At 71.6% G+C, this 17,752-nt stretch carries 16 protein-coding genes and 2 riboswitches; of the genes, 6 read left to right on the forward strand and 10 right to left on the reverse strand.

Annotation, left to right across the window (positions count from 1 at the left end; translation table 11 throughout):
• Nucleotides 1-102: 102 nt before the first annotated feature.
• Entirely contained in the window at nucleotides 103-2,001 is a 1,899-nt protein-coding gene (locus ACIQE0_RS11805) for an endonuclease/exonuclease/phosphatase family protein (protein ID WP_402330937.1), read from the forward strand.
• A gap of 144 nt (nucleotides 2,002-2,145) precedes the next feature.
• On the opposite strand, the gene ACIQE0_RS11810 is transcribed toward ACIQE0_RS11805, so the two are convergent.
• The 3 genes from ACIQE0_RS11810 to ACIQE0_RS11820 are packed head-to-tail and all read right to left on the reverse strand — an operon-like array spanning nucleotide 2,146 to nucleotide 4,866.
• A complete protein-coding gene (locus ACIQE0_RS11810) occupies nucleotides 2,146-3,087 on the reverse strand; it encodes an ornithine cyclodeaminase family protein (protein WP_402330939.1) in 942 nt (313 codons plus the stop codon).
• The gene (locus tag ACIQE0_RS11815; RefSeq protein ID WP_402330941.1) at nucleotides 3,084-4,217 is read right to left on the reverse strand and encodes an aminotransferase class I/II-fold pyridoxal phosphate-dependent enzyme; all 1,134 of its coding nucleotides are present in this window, start codon (nucleotides 4,215-4,217) and stop codon (nucleotides 3,084-3,086) included. Before ACIQE0_RS11815 ends, ACIQE0_RS11810 begins: the two co-directional genes overlap by 4 nt.
• Nucleotides 4,201-4,866 carry a PAS domain-containing protein gene (locus ACIQE0_RS11820; protein WP_366335970.1) on the reverse strand — a complete coding sequence of 222 codons (666 nt, stop codon included), beginning with the start codon at nucleotides 4,864-4,866 and terminating at the stop codon, nucleotides 4,201-4,203. Before ACIQE0_RS11820 ends, ACIQE0_RS11815 begins: the two co-directional genes overlap by 17 nt.
• Before the next feature lie 289 nt (nucleotides 4,867-5,155).
• On the opposite strand from ACIQE0_RS11820, the gene ACIQE0_RS11825 reads away from it, so the two are divergent.
• Nucleotides 5,156-5,437: a peptidylprolyl isomerase gene (locus tag ACIQE0_RS11825; protein WP_366335968.1), complete on the forward strand. Its 282-nt coding sequence runs from the start codon at nucleotides 5,156-5,158 to the stop codon at nucleotides 5,435-5,437.
• Nucleotides 5,438-5,795: 358 nt separating this feature from the next.
• Complete coding sequence (locus ACIQE0_RS11830; RefSeq protein WP_402330944.1) at nucleotides 5,796-6,038, forward strand: hypothetical protein; 243 nt, start codon at nucleotides 5,796-5,798, stop codon at nucleotides 6,036-6,038.
• 43 nt (nucleotides 6,039-6,081) lie between these two features.
• Here ACIQE0_RS11830 and ACIQE0_RS11835 read toward each other — a convergent pair whose 3' ends face one another.
• Entirely contained in the window at nucleotides 6,082-7,035 is a 954-nt protein-coding gene (locus ACIQE0_RS11835; RefSeq protein ID WP_402330946.1) for an Lrp/AsnC family transcriptional regulator, read from the reverse strand.
• Nucleotides 7,036-7,294: 259 nt separating this feature from the next.
• On the opposite strand from ACIQE0_RS11835, the gene ACIQE0_RS11840 reads away from it, so the two are divergent.
• Nucleotides 7,295-8,587, forward strand: a complete 1,293-nt coding sequence (locus tag ACIQE0_RS11840) for an amidohydrolase family protein (RefSeq protein ID WP_402330948.1) — start codon at nucleotides 7,295-7,297, stop codon at nucleotides 8,585-8,587.
• 93 nt (nucleotides 8,588-8,680) lie between these two features.
• Here ACIQE0_RS11840 and ACIQE0_RS11845 read toward each other — a convergent pair whose 3' ends face one another.
• Nucleotides 8,681-9,199 (reverse strand): DUF1203 domain-containing protein, encoded by a 519-nt coding sequence (locus ACIQE0_RS11845; RefSeq protein ID WP_402330950.1) that lies wholly within the window; start codon nucleotides 9,197-9,199, stop codon nucleotides 8,681-8,683.
• 141 nt (nucleotides 9,200-9,340) lie between these two features.
• A riboswitch (cobalamin riboswitch) is annotated at nucleotides 9,341-9,559 on the forward strand.
• Nucleotides 9,560-9,717: 158 nt separating this feature from the next.
• On the opposite strand from ACIQE0_RS11845, the gene thiI reads away from it, so the two are divergent.
• Nucleotides 9,718-11,049 carry a tRNA uracil 4-sulfurtransferase ThiI gene (thiI, locus tag ACIQE0_RS11850; protein ID WP_402330952.1) on the forward strand — a complete coding sequence of 444 codons (1,332 nt, stop codon included), beginning with the start codon at nucleotides 9,718-9,720 and terminating at the stop codon, nucleotides 11,047-11,049.
• 89 nt (nucleotides 11,050-11,138) lie between these two features.
• Here the strand turns inward: thiI and ACIQE0_RS11855 are convergent, their stop codons facing one another.
• Genes ACIQE0_RS11855 through ACIQE0_RS11875 form a run of 5 tightly spaced genes read right to left on the reverse strand, consistent with a single transcriptional unit; the run spans nucleotide 11,139 to nucleotide 16,630 of the window.
• Nucleotides 11,139-11,930 (reverse strand): enoyl-CoA hydratase, encoded by a 792-nt coding sequence (locus tag ACIQE0_RS11855; protein WP_402330954.1) that lies wholly within the window; start codon nucleotides 11,928-11,930, stop codon nucleotides 11,139-11,141.
• Nucleotides 11,927-12,835 carry a 3-hydroxyisobutyrate dehydrogenase gene (mmsB, locus tag ACIQE0_RS11860; RefSeq protein WP_402331072.1) on the reverse strand — a complete coding sequence of 303 codons (909 nt, stop codon included), beginning with the start codon at nucleotides 12,833-12,835 and terminating at the stop codon, nucleotides 11,927-11,929. The genes ACIQE0_RS11855 and mmsB overlap by 4 nt, the downstream gene beginning before the upstream one ends.
• A gap of 41 nt (nucleotides 12,836-12,876) precedes the next feature.
• Nucleotides 12,877-13,980, reverse strand: a complete 1,104-nt coding sequence (locus tag ACIQE0_RS11865) for an enoyl-CoA hydratase/isomerase family protein (RefSeq protein ID WP_402330955.1) — start codon at nucleotides 13,978-13,980, stop codon at nucleotides 12,877-12,879.
• Nucleotides 13,977-15,125 (reverse strand): acyl-CoA dehydrogenase family protein, encoded by a 1,149-nt coding sequence (locus ACIQE0_RS11870; RefSeq protein WP_366335952.1) that lies wholly within the window; start codon nucleotides 15,123-15,125, stop codon nucleotides 13,977-13,979. Before ACIQE0_RS11870 ends, ACIQE0_RS11865 begins: the two co-directional genes overlap by 4 nt.
• A gap of 5 nt (nucleotides 15,126-15,130) precedes the next feature.
• Nucleotides 15,131-16,630 carry a CoA-acylating methylmalonate-semialdehyde dehydrogenase gene (locus tag ACIQE0_RS11875; protein WP_402330957.1) on the reverse strand — a complete coding sequence of 500 codons (1,500 nt, stop codon included), beginning with the start codon at nucleotides 16,628-16,630 and terminating at the stop codon, nucleotides 15,131-15,133.
• Nucleotides 16,631-16,848: 218 nt separating this feature from the next.
• Nucleotides 16,849-16,981: riboswitch (cobalamin riboswitch) on the reverse strand.
• A 258-nt stretch (nucleotides 16,982-17,239) separates the two neighbouring features.
• On the opposite strand from ACIQE0_RS11875, the gene ACIQE0_RS11880 reads away from it, so the two are divergent.
• On the forward strand, nucleotides 17,240-17,731 hold the full coding sequence (locus tag ACIQE0_RS11880; RefSeq protein ID WP_402330959.1) for a fluoride efflux transporter FluC: 492 nt from the start codon (nucleotides 17,240-17,242) through the stop codon (nucleotides 17,729-17,731).
• The last annotated feature ends 21 nt before the right edge of the window (nucleotides 17,732-17,752 follow it).

Raw genomic sequence — 17,752 nt, forward strand, 5'->3', positions numbered from 1 at the left:
CTCTGCTGCCCACGCGGCAGCACGGTGCCGCCACGAAGCGTCGGCGGCCTCGGCAGTCCCCCGGGCCGCCCGGCCCGGGGGCCGACGAAAGAGACTTGATCGTTGAGTGGAGACAACCGTCCGCGGATCGTGGAGACCCCGCGGACCACGAGGACGCGACGACGGTCACGACGGTGGATCACCGCCGTGGTCGCCGTCCTGAGCGGAGTGGCGGCCCTGCTGACCGTTCCGTTGACCGCTGCGCCGGCGCACGCCGTGAACGGTGACGGCAGTTCACCGTTCGCGACGTACAACATGCTGGGCTCCGACAACGGCAGTCGGTGGCGTTCGGAGATCGCGCCACTGGCCGCGCAGAACGCGGTGGTGGCGCTGCAGGAGGCCGGCTCCGGGCCACCCATGCCGGCGGACGAACACCGGAACAACTTCCGCTCGATCCGACTCGGCAGGACCCGCCCCTACCACCAGCCCAGTTCCGTCACGTTCACGCGCTGGCAGATCGCCCGGGGCGTCGACCGCTATGTGTACTTCCTCCAGACCGACCCCCGCAGGCTCGCCGGTACCGACCTGGACCTCTGGGACGGCGGCCGGGTGAACCTGGCGACCGTCAGCGACGCCCCGGCCGACCAGGTCGAAGTGCTCGACAACCCGGCCTACGACCCGGACCCGAACGCCCCGAACAACCGCTACCGGGCACGTCCGCTGCTCGGCCTGCGGTTCGGGAACACCTGGTACTGGAACACCCACGCCCGCGGCGAAGATGTCCCCGAACTGCTCCGCGTGGTCCGCAACTTCGCCGCCGAGAACCCGGCCCACCCCAACTGGGTCATGGTCGGTGACTTCAACCTGAACATCCTCAACCGCAGCGACGCCGACGCCCACGACCACTCGCTGCACCTGCGCCCCGACGAGACCCTGGTGCGCACCCGCCAGCCGACGCACATCAACGGCGACACCCCCAGCGAGCTGGACTACGCGATCACGCACGGCCTGCCCGGCCGCTTCGTCGCGAACCGCCCGCGCGGTGGCGGGTCCGACCACGCGGAGGTGCACTTCGCCCAGACACCCCCGCCGGCCCAGGCGCCCGTTCCGTCACACACCTTCTCCACGGTGCTGCCGACCCGGACCGGCGACCTGCTGCAGGAGAACGCGGACCGCTCGATGGGGATCGGCGCCCCCGACTACGGCAACAACCAGACCTTCCGCATGTTCACCACCGGCGGGGGCGCGAACTTCCTCCAGAACGTCGCGATGGGGGACTGCGTCTCCATAGCGCCGAACGTCCGTCGGGACGCGTCCTCCTCCCGGATCGTCGCCGGTCCGTGTGACGACCCGCGGGCGCAGTGGACGATCAGCGACCCCCGGGACGACCCGGGGTGGGGCCAGGACAACGGCGGACCGCAGCGGTGGCGGAACGTGGCCGCCCCCGGGCTCTGCCTGACCCCGTCCGGCAAGCAGGTGACCGCGGCGCCGTGCACCGGCAACGCCGACCAGCGCTGGTGGGACAACGCCGCCGCACTGCCCAAGGACTGGCCGACGACCGCCGGCAACGTACGCCTGGAATCCTGGCTCGGCGGCCGCCTGCTACGGAACGGCTCGGTGTCCGGGACCCGCGTCCACGCCCAACCCGCTCCGCCCAAGTGGTGGTGGATCTACTGGCTGTTCTACGAGCGCAAGAGCTTCGGCTGGAACATCCAGCGGATCGACCCGGGCGACAACCTGGTCCGCTTCCAGAGCCTGGACGGTCGCAACCAGTGCCTGGGCGCCCGCGACGAGCACGCCACCGACCAGACCGAACCCGTGCTGCGGACCTGTGACGCCGCGCGCGGCGTCGGCGGGGCCGGCCAGCGCTGGCTGGCCGAGACCTACGCGGACGGCACCATCCGCTACCGCAACGAGGCCACCCACCTGTGCCTGATGGGCCCCAACGGCGACCAGGGCAAGGTCCTCCTCGCCACGTGCAACGACATCCAGCCCGAACGCTGGAAGGTGGTCAATCCCTGAATCCGTGAACCCGTGAACCCGTGAACCCCGACGGGCCGCCCCGGCCGCCGAACGGCCGGCCCGGGCGGCCCGGTTCCCCGCATCCACGGGACGTGGACACCCCGGCTCACGAGCTCCCCTCTCGCCTCTCCGCGGGTCGGAGGATCAAGCGGAGAGTTCGCGCAGGACCGCTGAGGCGACGGCTGCATCGAGTGCGCCGACACCGGTCAGGTCCCCGACGGTGATCGCGTCGTCGGGTCGCCCGACCGGCTTGTCGAGGAGGAGGCCGATGGGGGTGTCGGCGCCGGAGTCGGCGGTTCCGGCGCGCACGGCGTGGCCGAAGTCGCCGTGGTGCAGGCACTGTTCGTGATCGTCGGTCGCGATCAGCGCGGCGCGGCCGAAGAGCGCCGGGGGGAGTTCGTTCTTGTGAGGCATGTCGGTGCCTATCCCGGTCACGTGCGCGCCGTCCCGGACATGGGCGGCGTCCAGCACCGGGGCGGCGGCGGGGGTGGTGGTGACGACCATGTCGGCGCCGGCGGCCTCCTCGGCGGAGGCGGGTCGGGCGGGCAGCCCGCGCGCCGTGAACTCCCCGCACAGGGCACGGGCCCGGTCCTCGCTCCGGCCGTGGACGAGCACCGTACTGATCGGGCGGAGCCTGGCGAGCCACTCGACCTGGAGCCGGGCCTGTTCTCCGGTGCCGAAGACGGCCAGGGTCGTCGCATCGGGGCGGGCCATGGCGTGGGTGGTCAGCGCGCCCGCGGCGGCGGTGCGCCAGGCGGTGAGCAGGCCCTTGTCGTCGAGGATCGCCTGGACCTGGCCGGTCCGGGCGCTGACGACGCAGACCAGGCCGTGGTTGCTGGGCAGGCCGGTCCGGGGGTTGCGGTAGAAGCCGGTCGCGATCTTGACGGTGAAGCTGGGGGCGTCGGTGACCCAGCCCGCTTTGACGTGGCAGTCCCCGTCGGCGTCGGGGAACTGCAGGTGCAACGGTGGCGGCACGGTGGTGCGGCCGTGGGCGTGGGCGGTCAGCGCGTCGCGGACGGTGTCGAGGACCAGGTCCGCGGTGGCCGCTCGTTCGATGTCGGCGACGGCGAAGACGGGCAGGTTCATCGATGGGCTCGCATCCACTGGATGAGGGCGGCCACGCCCTCTTCGGGATTGGCCCGGCCGATGCCGATGCGGAACCGGTCGGTGGGGGTGGGCGTGAGCTCGGAGCGGTAGATGCCGGCGGGCAGCAGGAAGATGCCGGCCTCCTCCACCAGGCGGGTGCAGAATTCCTCGACGCCCTCCGGGCCGAGGTAGCGGGGGAAGGCGACGCAGCCGCCGTCCGGTGCCTGCCACTCGAAGGTGTCCGGGAACTCGGCGAAGAACGCGTCGAAGACCGGCTGGTTCCGCGTGAGCAGGGCGCGGTTGCGGTCCAGGATCGTCGTGCGGGCCTTGAGGGCGATACGGGCCAGGATCTCACTGGGGCCGGAGTTGCAGATGGTGGTGTAGTGCTTGGCGCGCTCCAGCCGGTCGATCAGGGCGCGGTCGCGGCAGACGATCCATCCGATGCGCAGGCCCGGCAGACCCAGGGCCTTGGAGGTCACGTTCAGCGACAGGCCGCGCGCGGACAGGTCGGCGGCCTGCGGCAGGGTCCGGGCCGGATCGCGTTCCAGGCCGCGGTAGACCTCGTCGCTGAACAGATGGATGCCGCGCTCGTCGCACATGCGGGCCAGTTCGGCGAAGGCGGCGACGCTGATGACCTTGCCGGTGGGGTTGTTGGGGAAGTTCACCGACACCACCCGGGTGTTCGGCCGGATCGCCGCCTTGATCTGGTCGAGGTCCAATTCCCAGTCGTTGTCCGGGTCGAGGGCGACACCGGTGACCTCGCACAGGGACAGCGGTACGGTCTCGGCCGCCTGGTAGTTCGGGGTCACCACCACCGCGTGGTCACCGGCGTCGAGGAGGACGTTCATCGCGATGTAGAGCGCTTCCTCGGCACCCGCGAAGCAGATGACGTCGTCGGCGTCCACCCGCTCGTAGGACCGGGCGATCGCCTCGCGCAACGCCGGATCGCCGCGGGGGGTGGTGTAGCCCAGGGACATGTTCTCGAACGCGGCCCGGTCCTGGTCGTCCGCCAGCGTGAGCAGTTCGCCGAGCCCCATGGTCTGCATGTCGGAGGCGGTCATGTGGTGGCGGGCGACGAACTCCCAGCGGGAGAAGTAGGTTTCCAGGCGGAAGTCAGGCAGCTGGGTCATCGTGCCGGCCCTTCTTGTCGGGTGCTCTGAGTTCGGCCAGCAGGCCGTAGAGGGTGGAGCGCGAGACCCGCAGGGTGCGGGCGACGGCGGGGGTGGCACGGCGCACGGCGAAGACCTTGGCCTCGTCGAGCCGGGCGAGGACGGCCAGGCGGTCGGCGCGGGTCAACCGCTCCACCGGGCGGCCGCACTCGCGCACATATCCGCCGACAATGTGCTGGACGCGCTCGCTCCAGTCCTGCTCGAACAGCGGCTCCGGCCGGGGCACGGTCGGAGCGCCGAACGCGGACAGCACGGCTGCGGCCTGCTCCAGCGGCGTGCGGTCGAGGTTGATGCACATCACCGCCGAGGCCTTGCCGTCCGTGTCGCGCAGGATCGCGCTGACCGAGGACAGGCTCCGGCCGTCGGCGAGCAGCTTCTCGTACGGCCCGAACACGTCCCGAGCCGACGGATCGAGGGCGTCCAGCTCCCCCAGCAGCGACGGATCTCCCGGGCCGCGCGCGCTCATCGGATTCCAGATGGCCAACATCCGGTCGGTGTCCGGGTCGTGCAGGACCACCTCGGCGTACGGACCGAGCAGCAGCGCCACGGCCTGGCACGCCGGCTCCCACATCCGCACGCGAGGGTCGGGTCCCTCGTCCACTGTCTCCATGACTGGACTTTAAGTCCAGCCTGGACGATCCGTCCAGCCCCCGAGGTGTCCACGACCCATATCGGCACCACGCGCCCCAAGCGCGGTCCTGGTCGACCACCATCGGCCAGGCCCCCTCTCGATGGGACACCGTGTGATCGCCTGTGAGATGGTGCATGCCCGACTTACGGGGCTGCCGACGGGGGCCGAAGCGACCTGCGCCGGATGGGGACGTGATCGTCACCACCCGGAAGATCCCTTGGCCCGCAACCCTCGGCAGCGTTGATGTGAAATCGAAAGGGTGTAACACATGGCTAAGGCAACCGCACGTCACATCTTGGTCCCCAGCGAGGACAAGGCGGCGGAGCTGAAGGCGCAGATCGAGGCCGGAGCGGACTTCGGCGAGCTTGCCAAGCAGCACTCCACGTGCCCCTCGGGGCGCCAGGGCGGCGACCTCGGTTCGTTCGGCCCGGGCCAGATGGTCAAGGAGTTCGACACCGTCGTCTTCTCCGCCCCGGTCGGCACGGTCCAGGGCCCGGTGAAGACCCAGTTCGGTTTCCACCTCCTTGAGGTCACCAGCCGCGAGGCCTGACACGACCGGCCGGGCTGCGTCGTCGAGGCGCAGCCCGGTTCCGCCCGCCCGAGCGGCCGGATAAGTGCCGCGAACCCCGCATCGAGGGCGGCGCGGCGTCGGCCGCTCCGGGGGCAGCTACTGGGTACTGGGGCAGGCCCCGGTACCCAGTAGCGCGGTGCGGGGAAACACCGTCCGGACGGCGTCGGGTCAGGTCGTCGCGAGACGGACGGCGATGAGATCAGCTTCGGCGGCGGCCCGGGCTGACACCGCCTGTCAGCGCCACCCCTCGCCCCCGGCAGTAGACCTCGGCACCTCGATGCCACCTGATCGAGTACAGGATCCGTGTTCCGGCTCGTCTCGTCGGCTGCTCCCGTTGATGATCGGCGAGCGCCTGGCACGCCACCCGTGGGAAGTGCTCCGCGACCTTCGGCATGCCTGGCACCCGGACATGGACGCCCCTCAGGACCCCGTCCTGCTCCGCGACGGCACCCACGACGGCTGCGCCGTCCTCGCCCCGCCGGCCGCCGGCCCGGCCCTCCTCGCCACCGCGGTCGCACCGACCTCCTCGGCCCTGCGGGAACTCCTGGACGAGGCCCTGGCGCACGCCCTCGGGGCGTAGGGGGCCGTCGCCGCTCAGCAGGCGCCGGTGCGGTGGCCCGCGGCTACCGGCGAAGGGTGCCGGCGCTCTTGACGGTTCGGGTGACGGGGGCGGTTTCGACGTGGGTGAGTCCAGGGAGATCGGCGAGGGGGCCGGTGAGATAAGTGTGCAGGGAGCGGGAGTTGGGGGATGTGAGGGCCGCGTAGAGGTTGGTGGGGCCGGTGGTGGAGGTGGCGAAGGAGACCTCTTTGTGCTCGGCGAGGGCGCGGCCGGCTTCCTCCAGGGCTCTCGGTGCCACGGACGCCCAGAGCATCACCGCTTTCGAGCGGTCCACAAGGCGGGGATCGTAGTCGAGGTCGAAGTAGAGCACGCCGTGTCGGCGCAGTTCCGTCACGCGGCGATGGGCCGTGGAGGCGGAGCAGTCCGCCGCGCGGGCGAGTTCCTGGTTCTCGGCACGGCCGTCGACGTGCAGGACCTTGAGCAACGCCTGGTCGGTGCGCGTCAACGTCGCAGGTGCGGGCGAGGCGGTCGGGAATCTGAGCTGTTCGATCTGGCGTGTGGAGAGCGGGCTGGTCTTGTCCACCATCGGGTTCTGGGGGCCGCCGTAGTAGGTGTGCAGGAGACACTGCGCGACCAGTGACGTCACGCGCGGAGTGCGCGGGAGACTGCGCAGCAGGGCGGACTCGACGTCCTCCGGGTTGCGCGTCGTGCAGACGATCTCGGTTCCGCCGGAGGTGAGGTGGATCCAGTCCGTCTCTGCGTGGCGGGCCAAGGCCAAGGCCACGTCATCGGTGGCACCTGGAGCGCATTTCAGGCGGAGGAACCACTGCTCGTCCCCGACGGCTTCCGGGTAGGTGCGGCCCAGGACGCGTAGGGAGGAGCTGCTGCGCAACCGTGCGTACCGGCGTTGCACGGTCTGCGGGGAGACCTCCAGGGCCTTGGCCAGGGAGCGGAACGAGGCCCTGCCGTCCAGCGACAGCGCATGGATGATTTTCAGGTCCAGGACGTCGATCGTCACGCATTCTCCCAACGCCTCTCTTGTGTGCGTTCATTCTTGCGTCATCGCCCTCCTGGCTCGGTCATCGTGGTGCCGTGGCCGATGGTGGTGGGCGGGGCCGGGATCCTCGACGACGTCGCTCGGCCGCCCGTCGGCGTCGTGGCCTGGGTTCTCGTCAAGCCCGACGACCGCGAGGGGCACACCGTCCCGAACGCGCCCCGCATCAGCCGGACTTCAGCCGGCCCGACCCGGGGAATCTGCCCGATCCGCAAGGAGGATCATGTCCGCCCGACTCTTCCGCAACGCCCGTCTGCTCACCATGGACCCCGCACTGGGCGACTTCGACCATGGCGACCTGCTCGTCGAAGGCGAGCACATCACGGCTGTGGCCGAGCACCTCGACGCACCCCGCCACGCGGACGTCGTGGACGCCGGCGGCTGCATCATCGTGCCGGGGTTCGTCGACACCCACCGCCACATGTGGCAGGGCCTGTTCCGCGGCATCGGCCCGGCGCACAGCCTGAAGGACTACTACGACGTCATCCTCAACACCCACGGCCCGGCCCTCACACCCGCCGAGCTCTACACCGGACAACTGCTCAGCGCCCGCGCCGCACTGGCCTCCGGCGTCACCACCGTGCAGGACATCTCCAACATCCAGGACACCCCCGAGCGCAGCGACGCCCTGGTCACGGCCTTGCAGGAGGCCGGCCTGCGAGCGGTCTTCGCCTACGGCAACAGCTATCCCTACGCGGTCGCCCACGGCTGCGCCCTGCCCGCCGACGCCCGCCGCGTCCGCTCCGAGATCCTTCACGACGACCGCGCACTGGTCACCATGGCGCTGGTCACCGAGACCGGCGGAGACGACGACGCCGAGCGTGCCAACGCGGCCCTCGCCAAAGACCTGGGCCTGCGCACGGCGCGGCACTTCTCCGGCTCCCTCTCCGCGGCCCGGCTGCGTGACATCGGCGCGCTCGTGCCCGGCACCACCGTCATTCACGGCAACGGCATGAGCGCCGAGGAACTGCGGATCGTCGCCGATGCCGGCGGCAGCGTCTCCGTCTCCGCCCCCATCGAAATGATCATGGGGCACGGCTACCCCATGACGCATGCGGCCAAGGCCGTTCCCGGCCTGCTGGTCAGCCTGAGTGCCGACGTCGAGACGACCGTCTCCGGCGACATGTTCTCCCAGATGCGTGGCGCTTATCAGGCCGCCCGCCGTGCCTGGCACCACCAGCAGCGGCCCGTCACCGCCCCGGTCGGCGTCCGCGACATCTTGCGCATGGCCACCGTCGACGGAGCCCGCAGCCTCGGCCTGGAAGGCCGTACCGGTTCCCTCACCCCCGGCAAGCAGGCCGACCTGCTCGTGCTGCGCGCCGACCGTCCCGACGTGGCCCCCGTCCACGACGCCTACAGCACCGTCGTTCTCCAGATGGACCGCTCCCACCTCGACACGGTCCTCGTCGCCGGCCGGCCCCACCTCGTCGACGGCCGTCCCTGTGCGGACAGTGCGGCACTGCTGCGGGACGCGGCCCAGGCCACCCGGCGACTGCGGTCGCCGAAGGCCCGTTGACGCCCAAGTCCGGTCCGGCAACCGGACGTTGGACTCCCCCGTCCCCTTCGGACAGCCGGTCCGTCGACACCGGCCGGTCAGGTGGCGTGGCGGCTACCGCGGCTCGGTGGAGGGCCGTCGCACCTCGAAGAAGAAGCACCCGTATTCCAGTGCCCTGACGTGTACGAGCACCACGTCCGGGTCGCTGAACGCCTCGTCGAAGGCCGCGTCGAAGCCGGTGGTGGCGTCGGCCGGAATCTCCAGGAGGCGTCCGCCGGCGATATGGCCCCGGGCGTCGTAGCGGCGCACGGTGCGCAGGGCGCCCGGCCGATCGAAGGGGTAGCCGTCGCCGGGGGTGAACCCCTCGCATTCCTCGGCGTGGATGAAGACGGGGCCCTGTTCGTCGTAGGCGCCCGGGAGGGCCCCGCCGGCGGCGGCCCAGCGTCGCAGCGGGGCGTAGGAGACGAGGGCGATGCGCTCGCCGGGCCTGGTGGGGCGCAGGCAGCAGCGCAGCGGGGAGCCCGCGTCGTCGTCGGTCACGGTGTACGGGGCGCAGGGGCGGCCCGCGTCATCGGCGATCCGCAGTTCCTTGAGGACGGCCGGGTCTACGGGGAGCACGGTGTACCTGGTCATGTGCTCATGCTGGCTCGGCGCACGGGCGAGTGCTGGCAGGAAACGGACGTCGCGTTGGCGCGCTTCCGTATGCGGGGGCTTCGGACGGCCTTCAGCCGCCCAAAGCCCTCGCTGGATTCACGGACCGCGTGCCGCCTTGTCTACCCTGTACCGGCAGCTGGTTCGCCCCGTCCTCCAGGCGGGGTGTCGCAAGAGGGAACCCGGTGGGAATCCGGGACTGCCTCGCAGCGGTATGTGGGAACGACCGCCGTCATCGAGCACTGGGTACACAGGGTGCCTGGGAAGCGACGGTCAGTAGGTGTCCCGTCCTTCGGTACGTGCCCACGAGTCCGAAGACCTGCCACTGCCGGTGCGGGGTGAGATCACGAGATCGCCGCGCACACGTCCACAGCGTCCCGGTCGCGGGGCCGTTGAGCGAGTGGTGCGGTTCCGCCCCGCCGTGCCTGGTGGTGCGCGGGGCCCGCCTCGCGTGCACGGTCCGGCGCCGGTTCTCACGACGACTCGCGAAGGAGAGTTTCGTGCCCGGTGAAGCAAGCGCTTCCGCCCTTCCCGCCCTCAGGACACCGAGCCCGGAGGGGTACTGCGTCCTGCTCAAACACGGTGAGATCTTCCTCAAGGGCCGCAACCGGCACCGCTTCACCGAGCGGCTGCACGACAACCTCCGCGGCGCGCTGCGCGGGGTCGGCGGCTCCACCTGGATCAAGTCCCTGCAGAACATCACCGTGCTCGGTGGCCAGGTCCCGCAGGACGTCCTCGTCGAGCGCGCCCGCCGGGTGATCGGGTTCAACGCGGTGGAGCCGGCCCTGCGCGTCCCGAGCACCGTCCAGGCCATCACCGAGGCGGTCGTGGGCGCGGTCGCCGGGGCCCGGGCCGAGCGGCCCGCGATCACCTTCGCGGTGCGGGTCAAGCGCCGGAACAAGGACTTCGAGATGACCTCCTCGCAGTTCGAGCGGTTTCTCGGGGCGCGGGTCCTTGCGGCCCTGGGGCCGGTGCCGGTGAACCTCTCCGCTCCGGACGTACGGGTCTCGGTCGAGATCGACCACAAGGAGAGCTACGTCTCCTGGGTCCGTCTTCCGGGCCAGGGCGGGCTGCCGGTCGGTTCCAGTGGGCGCGCGCTGGTGTTGCTGTCCGGCGGGTACGACTCGCCGGTGGCGGCCTACCGGGCGATGCGCCGGGGGCTGCGCTGCGACTTCGTGCACTTCACGGGCGCGCCGTACACCAACGCCGCTTCGCTGTACAAGGCTTATGCCCTGGCCCGTGAGCTCAATCGCTACCAGCCCGGCGGGCGGCTGCATGTCATCGCCCTGGGCCATGCGCAGAAGCAGTTGGCGATCGCGGGGGCCGGCCGGCTCCAGGTCGTCGCGCAGCGGCGGCTGATGGTCCGCACGGCCTCCGCGCTGGCGGGCCGCCTCCGGGCGGAGGCGCTGGTGACCGGCGACAGCCTGGGGCAGGTGGCCAGCCAGACACTGGCGAACATGGCCGCCGTCGACGAGGCGGCCACCCTGCCGGTCCTGCGGCCGCTGGTCGGCTGGGAGAAGCAGGAGATCATCGACGAGGCCCGGTCCATCGGCACCGCGGAGATCTCCGTGCTGCCGGACGAGGACTGCTGCCAGCTCCTCGCGCCGCCCCGGGTCACGCTCCGGGCCGGTCTGACCGACCTGCGTTCGGTGGAGAAGCGCCTCGACGTGGACGACCTGGTGGACGGCCTGCTGCGTGACGTGCAGGTCATGCACCCGGGAGAGAGCGTCGAGGAGGCGGCGTCGGAAGACGGGCCGGAAGGGGCGGTCGGCCGCGAGCACACCGGGCCGGCCGTGTGCGCGACGGGACAGCCCGCGACGTCGTCCTCGTGAGCTGAGGGTGCCTGGGGCCCGCGGCGGATCCGGGGGAGGGATCCGCCGCGGGCGAGGCCGGCCGCAGCGCGGGGTGCGGGGTGCGGCCTTCAGCGGTGCCGGAACTCCGGCGGCCGCTTGTCGATGAAGGCGCGCATGCCCTCCTTCTGGTCCTGGGTCGCGAACACCGCGTGGAACAGCCGCCGTTCGAAGCGGACGCCCTCGGTCAGGCTCGTCTCGAAGGCGCGGGAGACCGCCTCCTTCGCCATCATCGCCACCGGCAGCGACATGCCCGCGACGGTCTCGGCGACCGCGAGGGCCTCGTCGAGCAGGTCGGCCGCGGGGACGATGCGGGAGACCAGGCCGGCGCGTTCCGCCTCGGTGGCGTCCATGGTGCGGCCGGTCAGGCACATCTCCATCGCCTTGGCCTTGCCGACGGCGCGGGTGAGCCGTTGGGAGCCGCCGATGCCGGGGATGACGCCCAGCTTGATCTCCGGCTGTCCGAAGACGGCGGTGTCGGCCGCGAGCAGGATGTCGCAGAGCATGGCGAGTTCGCAGCCGCCGCCGAGGGCGAAGCCGGAAACCGCCGCGAGGGTCGGGGTGCGCAGCTGTCCCAGGCGGTCCCAGGCGGCGAACCAGTCGGTGAGGTACATGTCGAGATAGCCCTGCGGGGCCATCTCCTTGATGTCGGCTCCGGCCGCGAACGCCTTGGCCGAGCCGGTCAGGACGATGCAGCCGATGTCCGGGTCGCGGTCGAGTGCCTCGGTCGCCGCGACGACCTCGTTCATGACGTGGAGGTTGAGGGCGTTGAGCGCCTTGGGGCGGTTGAGGGTCACCAGGGCGGTGCGGCCCCTGCGTTCGACCAGGATGGTCTCGTAGGCCGCCTCGTGGGGTGGGGTCATGCGGGGGTGCCGTCCTTCGCGTCGCGGTGGGGTTCGGAGGTGGGCGCGGTGGCGGCCCCGTTCCGCAGGGTCCGCACGATGCCGGAGAAGTCCTCGTGCGCGCCGGTTCCCGCGGCGTACGCGGCGTACAACTCCGCCGCGGTCAGGCCGAGTCGGGCGGGGACTCCGCAGGCGCGTGCCGCGTTGGCGGCCAGGCCGAGGTCCTTGGCCATCAGCGGGGCGGCGAAGCCGGGGGCGTAGTCGCGGTTGGCGGGGCTGGCGGGGACCGGGCCCGGTACGGGGCAGTTGGTGGTCAGTGCCCAGCACTGGCCGGAGGCGGTGGAGGCCACGTCGAAGAGTGCCTGGTGCGAGAGGCCGAGGCTTTCGCCGAGGACGAACGCCTCGCTGACGGCGATCATCGAGATGCCCAGGATCATGTTGTTGCAGATCTTGGCGGCCTGTCCGGCGCCGGCCCCGCCGCAGTGCACGATCTTCTTGCCCATCGCGGCCAGCAGCGGTTCGGCGTCGGCGAACTCGGGCTGTGCGCCGCCCACCATGAAGGTGAGGGTGGCGGCCTCGGCGCCGACCACGCCGCCGGAGACGGGAGCGTCCAGGGTGCGCATACCGGCGGCGACGGCGGCCTCGTGGGCGGTGCGCGCGTCGGCGACGTCGATGGTGGAGCAGTCGATGAACAGCGTGCCGGGGCGGGCGGCGGCCAGCAGCCCCTCGTCCCGGTACAGGCCCAGGACGTGCCGGCCCGCGGGCAGCATGGTGAGCACCACGTCCGCCGCGGTCACGGCCGCCACCGCCGTTGCGGCCGGTTCGACTCCCGACTCCGCGGCGGTGGCGAGGAGTTCGGGCACCAGGTCGAATCCGGTCACGCGGTGGCCGGCCTTGACGAGGTTGGCCGCCATCGGGCCGCCCATGTGGCCCAGGCCGATGAAGCCGATGGTGCGGGTCGCGTCGTTCACCAGGGGACCTCCTGTGCCGTTGCCAGAGGGGCGAGTCCGAGCCCGGAGTCGGGGCCGGAGGGGCCGGACGGCCCGGTCGGCCCGGTCGGTGCGAAGTACCGGTCCACGTCCGCGTCACCGACCCCCGCCAGCGTGTCCGGCAACCACTTCGGGTTCCGGTCCTTGTCGATGACCTGGGCACGGATGCCCTCGACCAGGTCGTGCGAGGACAGGGCGGCGCAGGAGATCCGGTACTCCTGTTCCAGTACGCGTTCCAGGGGCCCGAGCCGCCGGGCGCGGCGCACCGCGGCGAGCGTGACCTTGAGGGCGGTGGGTGACTTCTGGGCCAGGATCTCGGCGGTCTGCCCGGCCGCGGGAGCGGGGTGGGCGCGCAGCCGGCCGATGATCTCCTCCACGGTGTCCGCGCGGTAGCAGGAGTCGATCCAGGCGCGCTGTGCGGCGAGTTCGCCCGGGGGCGGCTGGCGCACATGGCGTTCCAGTACGTCCCAGACCTCGGTGGTGGCGAGGTCGGCGAGCAGCCGGGGAAGGCGGTCCGCGGGGACGAAGTGGTCGGCGAGGCCGCACAGCAGGGCGTCGCCGGCGCCGATCGCGGTGCCGGTGAGCGCGAGGTGGGTGCCGAGTTCGCCGGGGGCCAGGCCGAGCAGGTAGGTGCCGCCGACGTCCGGGACGAAGCCGATGCCGGTCTCGGGCATGGCGATCTTGGAACGTTCGGTGACGAGGCGGACGTCGCCGTGGGCGGAGACGCCGACGCCGCCGCCCATCACGATCCCGTCCATGACGGCGACGTAGGGCTTGGGGTAGTGCGCGATACGGGCGTTCAGCCGGTACTCGGCCCGCCAGAAGGCGGCCGATGCGGTGCCTGCCGCACGCGCGTCCTCGTAGATGGCGCGGATGTCGCCGCCTGCGCACAGACCGCGCTCGCCCGCACCAGTGAGGACCACGGCCGCGACCGCGGGGTCCTTCTCCCAGGCGGTCAGCGCCTCGTCGATGCGGTCGACCATGGGGTGGGTGAGGGCGTTGAGGGCGCGGGGCCGGTTGAGGGTGATGCGGCCGGTACGGCCCTCGGTGGTCAGGAGGACGGGCTCGTCGGTCTGGGTCACCGCAGTGCCTCCGTCAGGCCGCGGGCGACGATGACGCGCATGATCTCGTTGGTTCCTTCCAGGATCTGGTGGACTCGCAGATCGCGGACGATCTTCTCGATGCCGTAGTCGGTCAAGTATCCGTAACCGCCGTGGAGTTGCAGGGCGCGGTCGGCGACGGAGTAGCCGGTGTCGGTGGCGAACTGCTTGGCCATCGCGCACAGCTGCGGTGCCTGCGGGTCACCGCGGTCCAGGGCCTGGGCGGCCTGGTGGACCAGGGCGCGGGCCGCGGTGAGTTCGGTCGCCATGTCGGCGAGCCGGAACTGCAGCGCCTGCGCGTCCAGCAGCCGCCGGCCGAACGCCTCGCGGTCGGCGAGGTGGACCAGGCTGCGGTCGAGTGCGGCGCGGGCGCCGCCGAGGGAGCAGGCGGCGATCCCGAGCCGGCCGCCGTTCAGCCCGTGCATGGCGATGCGGAAGCCCGCGCCCTCCCCGCCGAGCAGCCGGTCGGCGGGCACCCGCACCTGGTCGAGGATCACCTGGCGGGTCGGCTGGGCGTTCCAGCCCATCTTCTTCTCGTTGGGGCCGAAGGACAGCCCGGGGTCGTCCCTGTCGACAAGGAAGGCGGAGATGCCGCGCGGGCCGTCGTCGCCGGTGCGCGCCATGACGACGTAGACCTGGGAGGCCCCGGCGCCCGAGATGAACTGTTTGACGCCGGTGAGGACGTAGTGGTCGCCGTCGCGCAGGGCACGGGTGCGCAGGGCGGCGGCGTCCGAGCCGGCGCCCGGTTCGGTCAGGCAGTAACTGCCCAGGTCCTCCATGGCACACAGCCTGGGCAACCACCGCTCGCGCTGGGCGGCGTCGCCGTAGTGGTCGATCATCCAGGCGACCATGTTGTGGATGGAGACGAAGCCGGCGATGGACGGGCAGCCGGAGGCCAGGGTCTCGATGATCAGCGCGCCGTCGGTGCGGCCGAGCCCGCTGCCGCCGCTCTCCTCGCGCACATAGATCCCGCCCAGGCCGAGCCCCGCGGCCTTGCGCAGGACGTCGGTCGGGAAGTGCTTGGTCTGGTCCCACTCCACGGCGTGCGGGGTGAGATGGTCCTGGGTGAAGTCGAGCGTCGCCTCGACGAGGGCGAGTTGGTCCTCCGTGAGCATGGTGGTGGTCATGGCGCTCACCCCATGGTCGGGATGGTGAAGCTCGCGCCCTCCTTGGCCCCGGAGGGCCAGCGCGAGGTGACGGTCTTGGTGCGGGTGTAGAAGCGGATCGCGTCCGGCCCGTGCTGGCCCAGGTCGCCGAAACCGGAGCGCTTCCAGCCGCCGAAGGTGTGGTAGGCGACCGGTACCGGAATGGGCACGTTCACGCCGACCATGCCGGTGTTCACCCGGCGGGTGAAGTCGCGGGCGGTGTCCCCGTCCCGCGTGAAGATCGCCACGCCGTTGCCGTACGGGTGCGCGCTGGGCAGCCGCAGCGCCTCCTCGTAGTTCGCGGCCCGCACGACGCACAGCACGGGACCGAAGATCTCCTCCCGGTAGACCCGCATCTGGGTGGCGACGCGGTCGAAGAGCGAGGGGCCGGCGAAGAAGCCGTTCTCGTGGCCGTCGAGGGTGAACCCGCGGCCGTCCACGACGAGTTCGGCGCCCTCGTTGACCCCGATGTCGACATAGCGGCGCACCCGGTCGAGGGCGTCCCGGCTGACCAGCGGTCCGAAGTCGGCCTCGGGGTCGTCGCTGCGGCCGATGCGCAGCTTCCCGATGCGCTCCTTCAGGCGCTCCACCAGGGCGTCGGCGGTGGCCTCGCCGACCGGCACGGCCACGGAGATCGCCATGCAGCGCTCCCCCGCCGAGCCGTAACCCGCCCCGATCAGCGCGTCGACGGCCTGGTCGAGGTCGGCGTCCGGCATCACGATCATGTGGTTCTTGGCGCCGCCGAAGCACTGCGCCCGCTTGCCGTGCGCGGCGGCGGTGGCGTAGATGTGCGCCGCGATCGGGGTGGAGCCGACGAAGCCCAGCGCACCGACCCGGGAATCGGACAGCAGGGTGTCGACCGCTTCCTTGCCGCCGTTGACGACGTTGAAGACGCCCGGCGGAAGCCCTGCCTCCAGGAACAGTTCGGCCAGCCGCAGCGGCACGGAGGGGTCGCGCTCGGAGGGCTTGAGGACGAAGGAGTTGCCGCAGGCGAGGGCGGGCGCGGCCTTCCACAGCGGGATCATCGCGGGGAAGTTGAACGGGGTGATGCCGGCGGTGACGCCGATCGGGCTGCGCAGTGAGTGCACATCGATGCCGGTGCCGGCGTTGTCGGTGAACTCGCCCTTGAGCAGGTGCGGAATCCCGGCGGCGAACTCCACCACTTCCAGGCCGCGTTGCAGGTCACCGTGGGCGTCGGCGACCGTCTTGCCGTGCTCGGACGACAGCAGCCGGGCCAGCGACTCCCGTTCCCCGTCGACCAGTTGGAGGAACTTCATCATCACCCGCGCACGGCGCTGCGGGTTCCACTCGCCCCAGGCGCGCTGGGCCTCGGCGGCGTCGGCGATCGCCGCCTCGGTCTCTGCGCGGCCTGCGAGCGGGACGCGGGCCTGGACCGCGCCGGTGTTGGGGTCGTACACATCGCCATAGATCCCCGAGGTGCCCGGGGTGTGCTTGCCGCCGATGAAATGTGCCAGTTCACGGACCATGAATGCCTGCTCTCCGTCAGGTGAGATCCGGGGATGGCGCACCGGCCCGCACGGACGCCGAAACGGCGCGGGCGGGCGGCGCGGGATACGCAGGGCTGGGCCACCGTCAGAGGTCGCCGCTCGGCGCCCGTCGGATTCGCCGGTCGGGAGCGCGGGTGCATACCGGTGCCATGCGTGTCTGCTCCATCCTCGTGGACAACACGGAACACCCCGCGGCCGGTATCCTGACTCCCGGATCAGCACACGCTCCCCGGCCTTCCCGACGGACTCTCCGTCAGTGGCCGGTCTCGTTCGGGGAGCGCATTCCCCGGTCACAGTGGCGGGACCGCGCCGGAATCGCACCGGCTTCCCTGCACCGCGGGCCTTGCCCCCGAACATATAGTTGGACGTCCTAGTAAGTCCACCCCCACCACGTAACCGCACATCGCTGTCCGTGTTGGAGCCCCACCCGCCAGGCGCTACGCTGGGCACCCACGGCCACCGTCCCTCGGCGCCGTGACGGCGGTGGGGCCCGCCGTACCCGAACCGCAGCACCATGTGCCGCCAACGGTCCCTACTTGCGATCAGGCGCACCCTTTTCCGGGGTGCCGGCGAGTAGGAGAAGTGCGCGTGGAACCCCCTCGGACCGAGGCTCTTGCGGAATCCGTCGCCCCAGGCACCGGACCGTTGGACCGCCTGCGCCGTGCGCGGCGCCCTTCGCCCACGGATCAGTGGCCGGTGATCGGCGCGGTCTCCGTCGGCGGGGCCCTGGGCGCCGCCGCCCGCTACGGAGCCTCCCTGACGTGGCCCACCGCCCCCGGCGCCTTCCCCTGGACCACCGTGGGCATCAACGTCCTCGGCTGCGCCGTGATCGGCGTGTTCATGGTCGTCATCACCGACGCCTGGTCGGCGCACCGACTGGTCCGGCCCTTCTTCGGCACCGGCGTCCTCGGCGGCTTCACGACGTTCTCCACGTACGTGGTGGACATCCAGCTGCTGGTCAAGCAGCACCGCGCCGGCGCCGCGCTGGCCTACCTGGTCCTGACCGCCCTGTCCGCGCTGGCGGCGGTGTGGCTCGCCGCCGCGCTGACCCGGCGCGTGATCGGGTGGCGGACGCGATGACCGGGCGGAACCGCAGCGCAC

Origin of the sequence: Streptomyces sp. NPDC093097 (assembly GCF_044754325.1) — a bacterium.
In the GTDB taxonomy this organism is placed as follows: domain Bacteria; phylum Actinomycetota; class Actinomycetes; order Streptomycetales; family Streptomycetaceae; genus Streptomyces.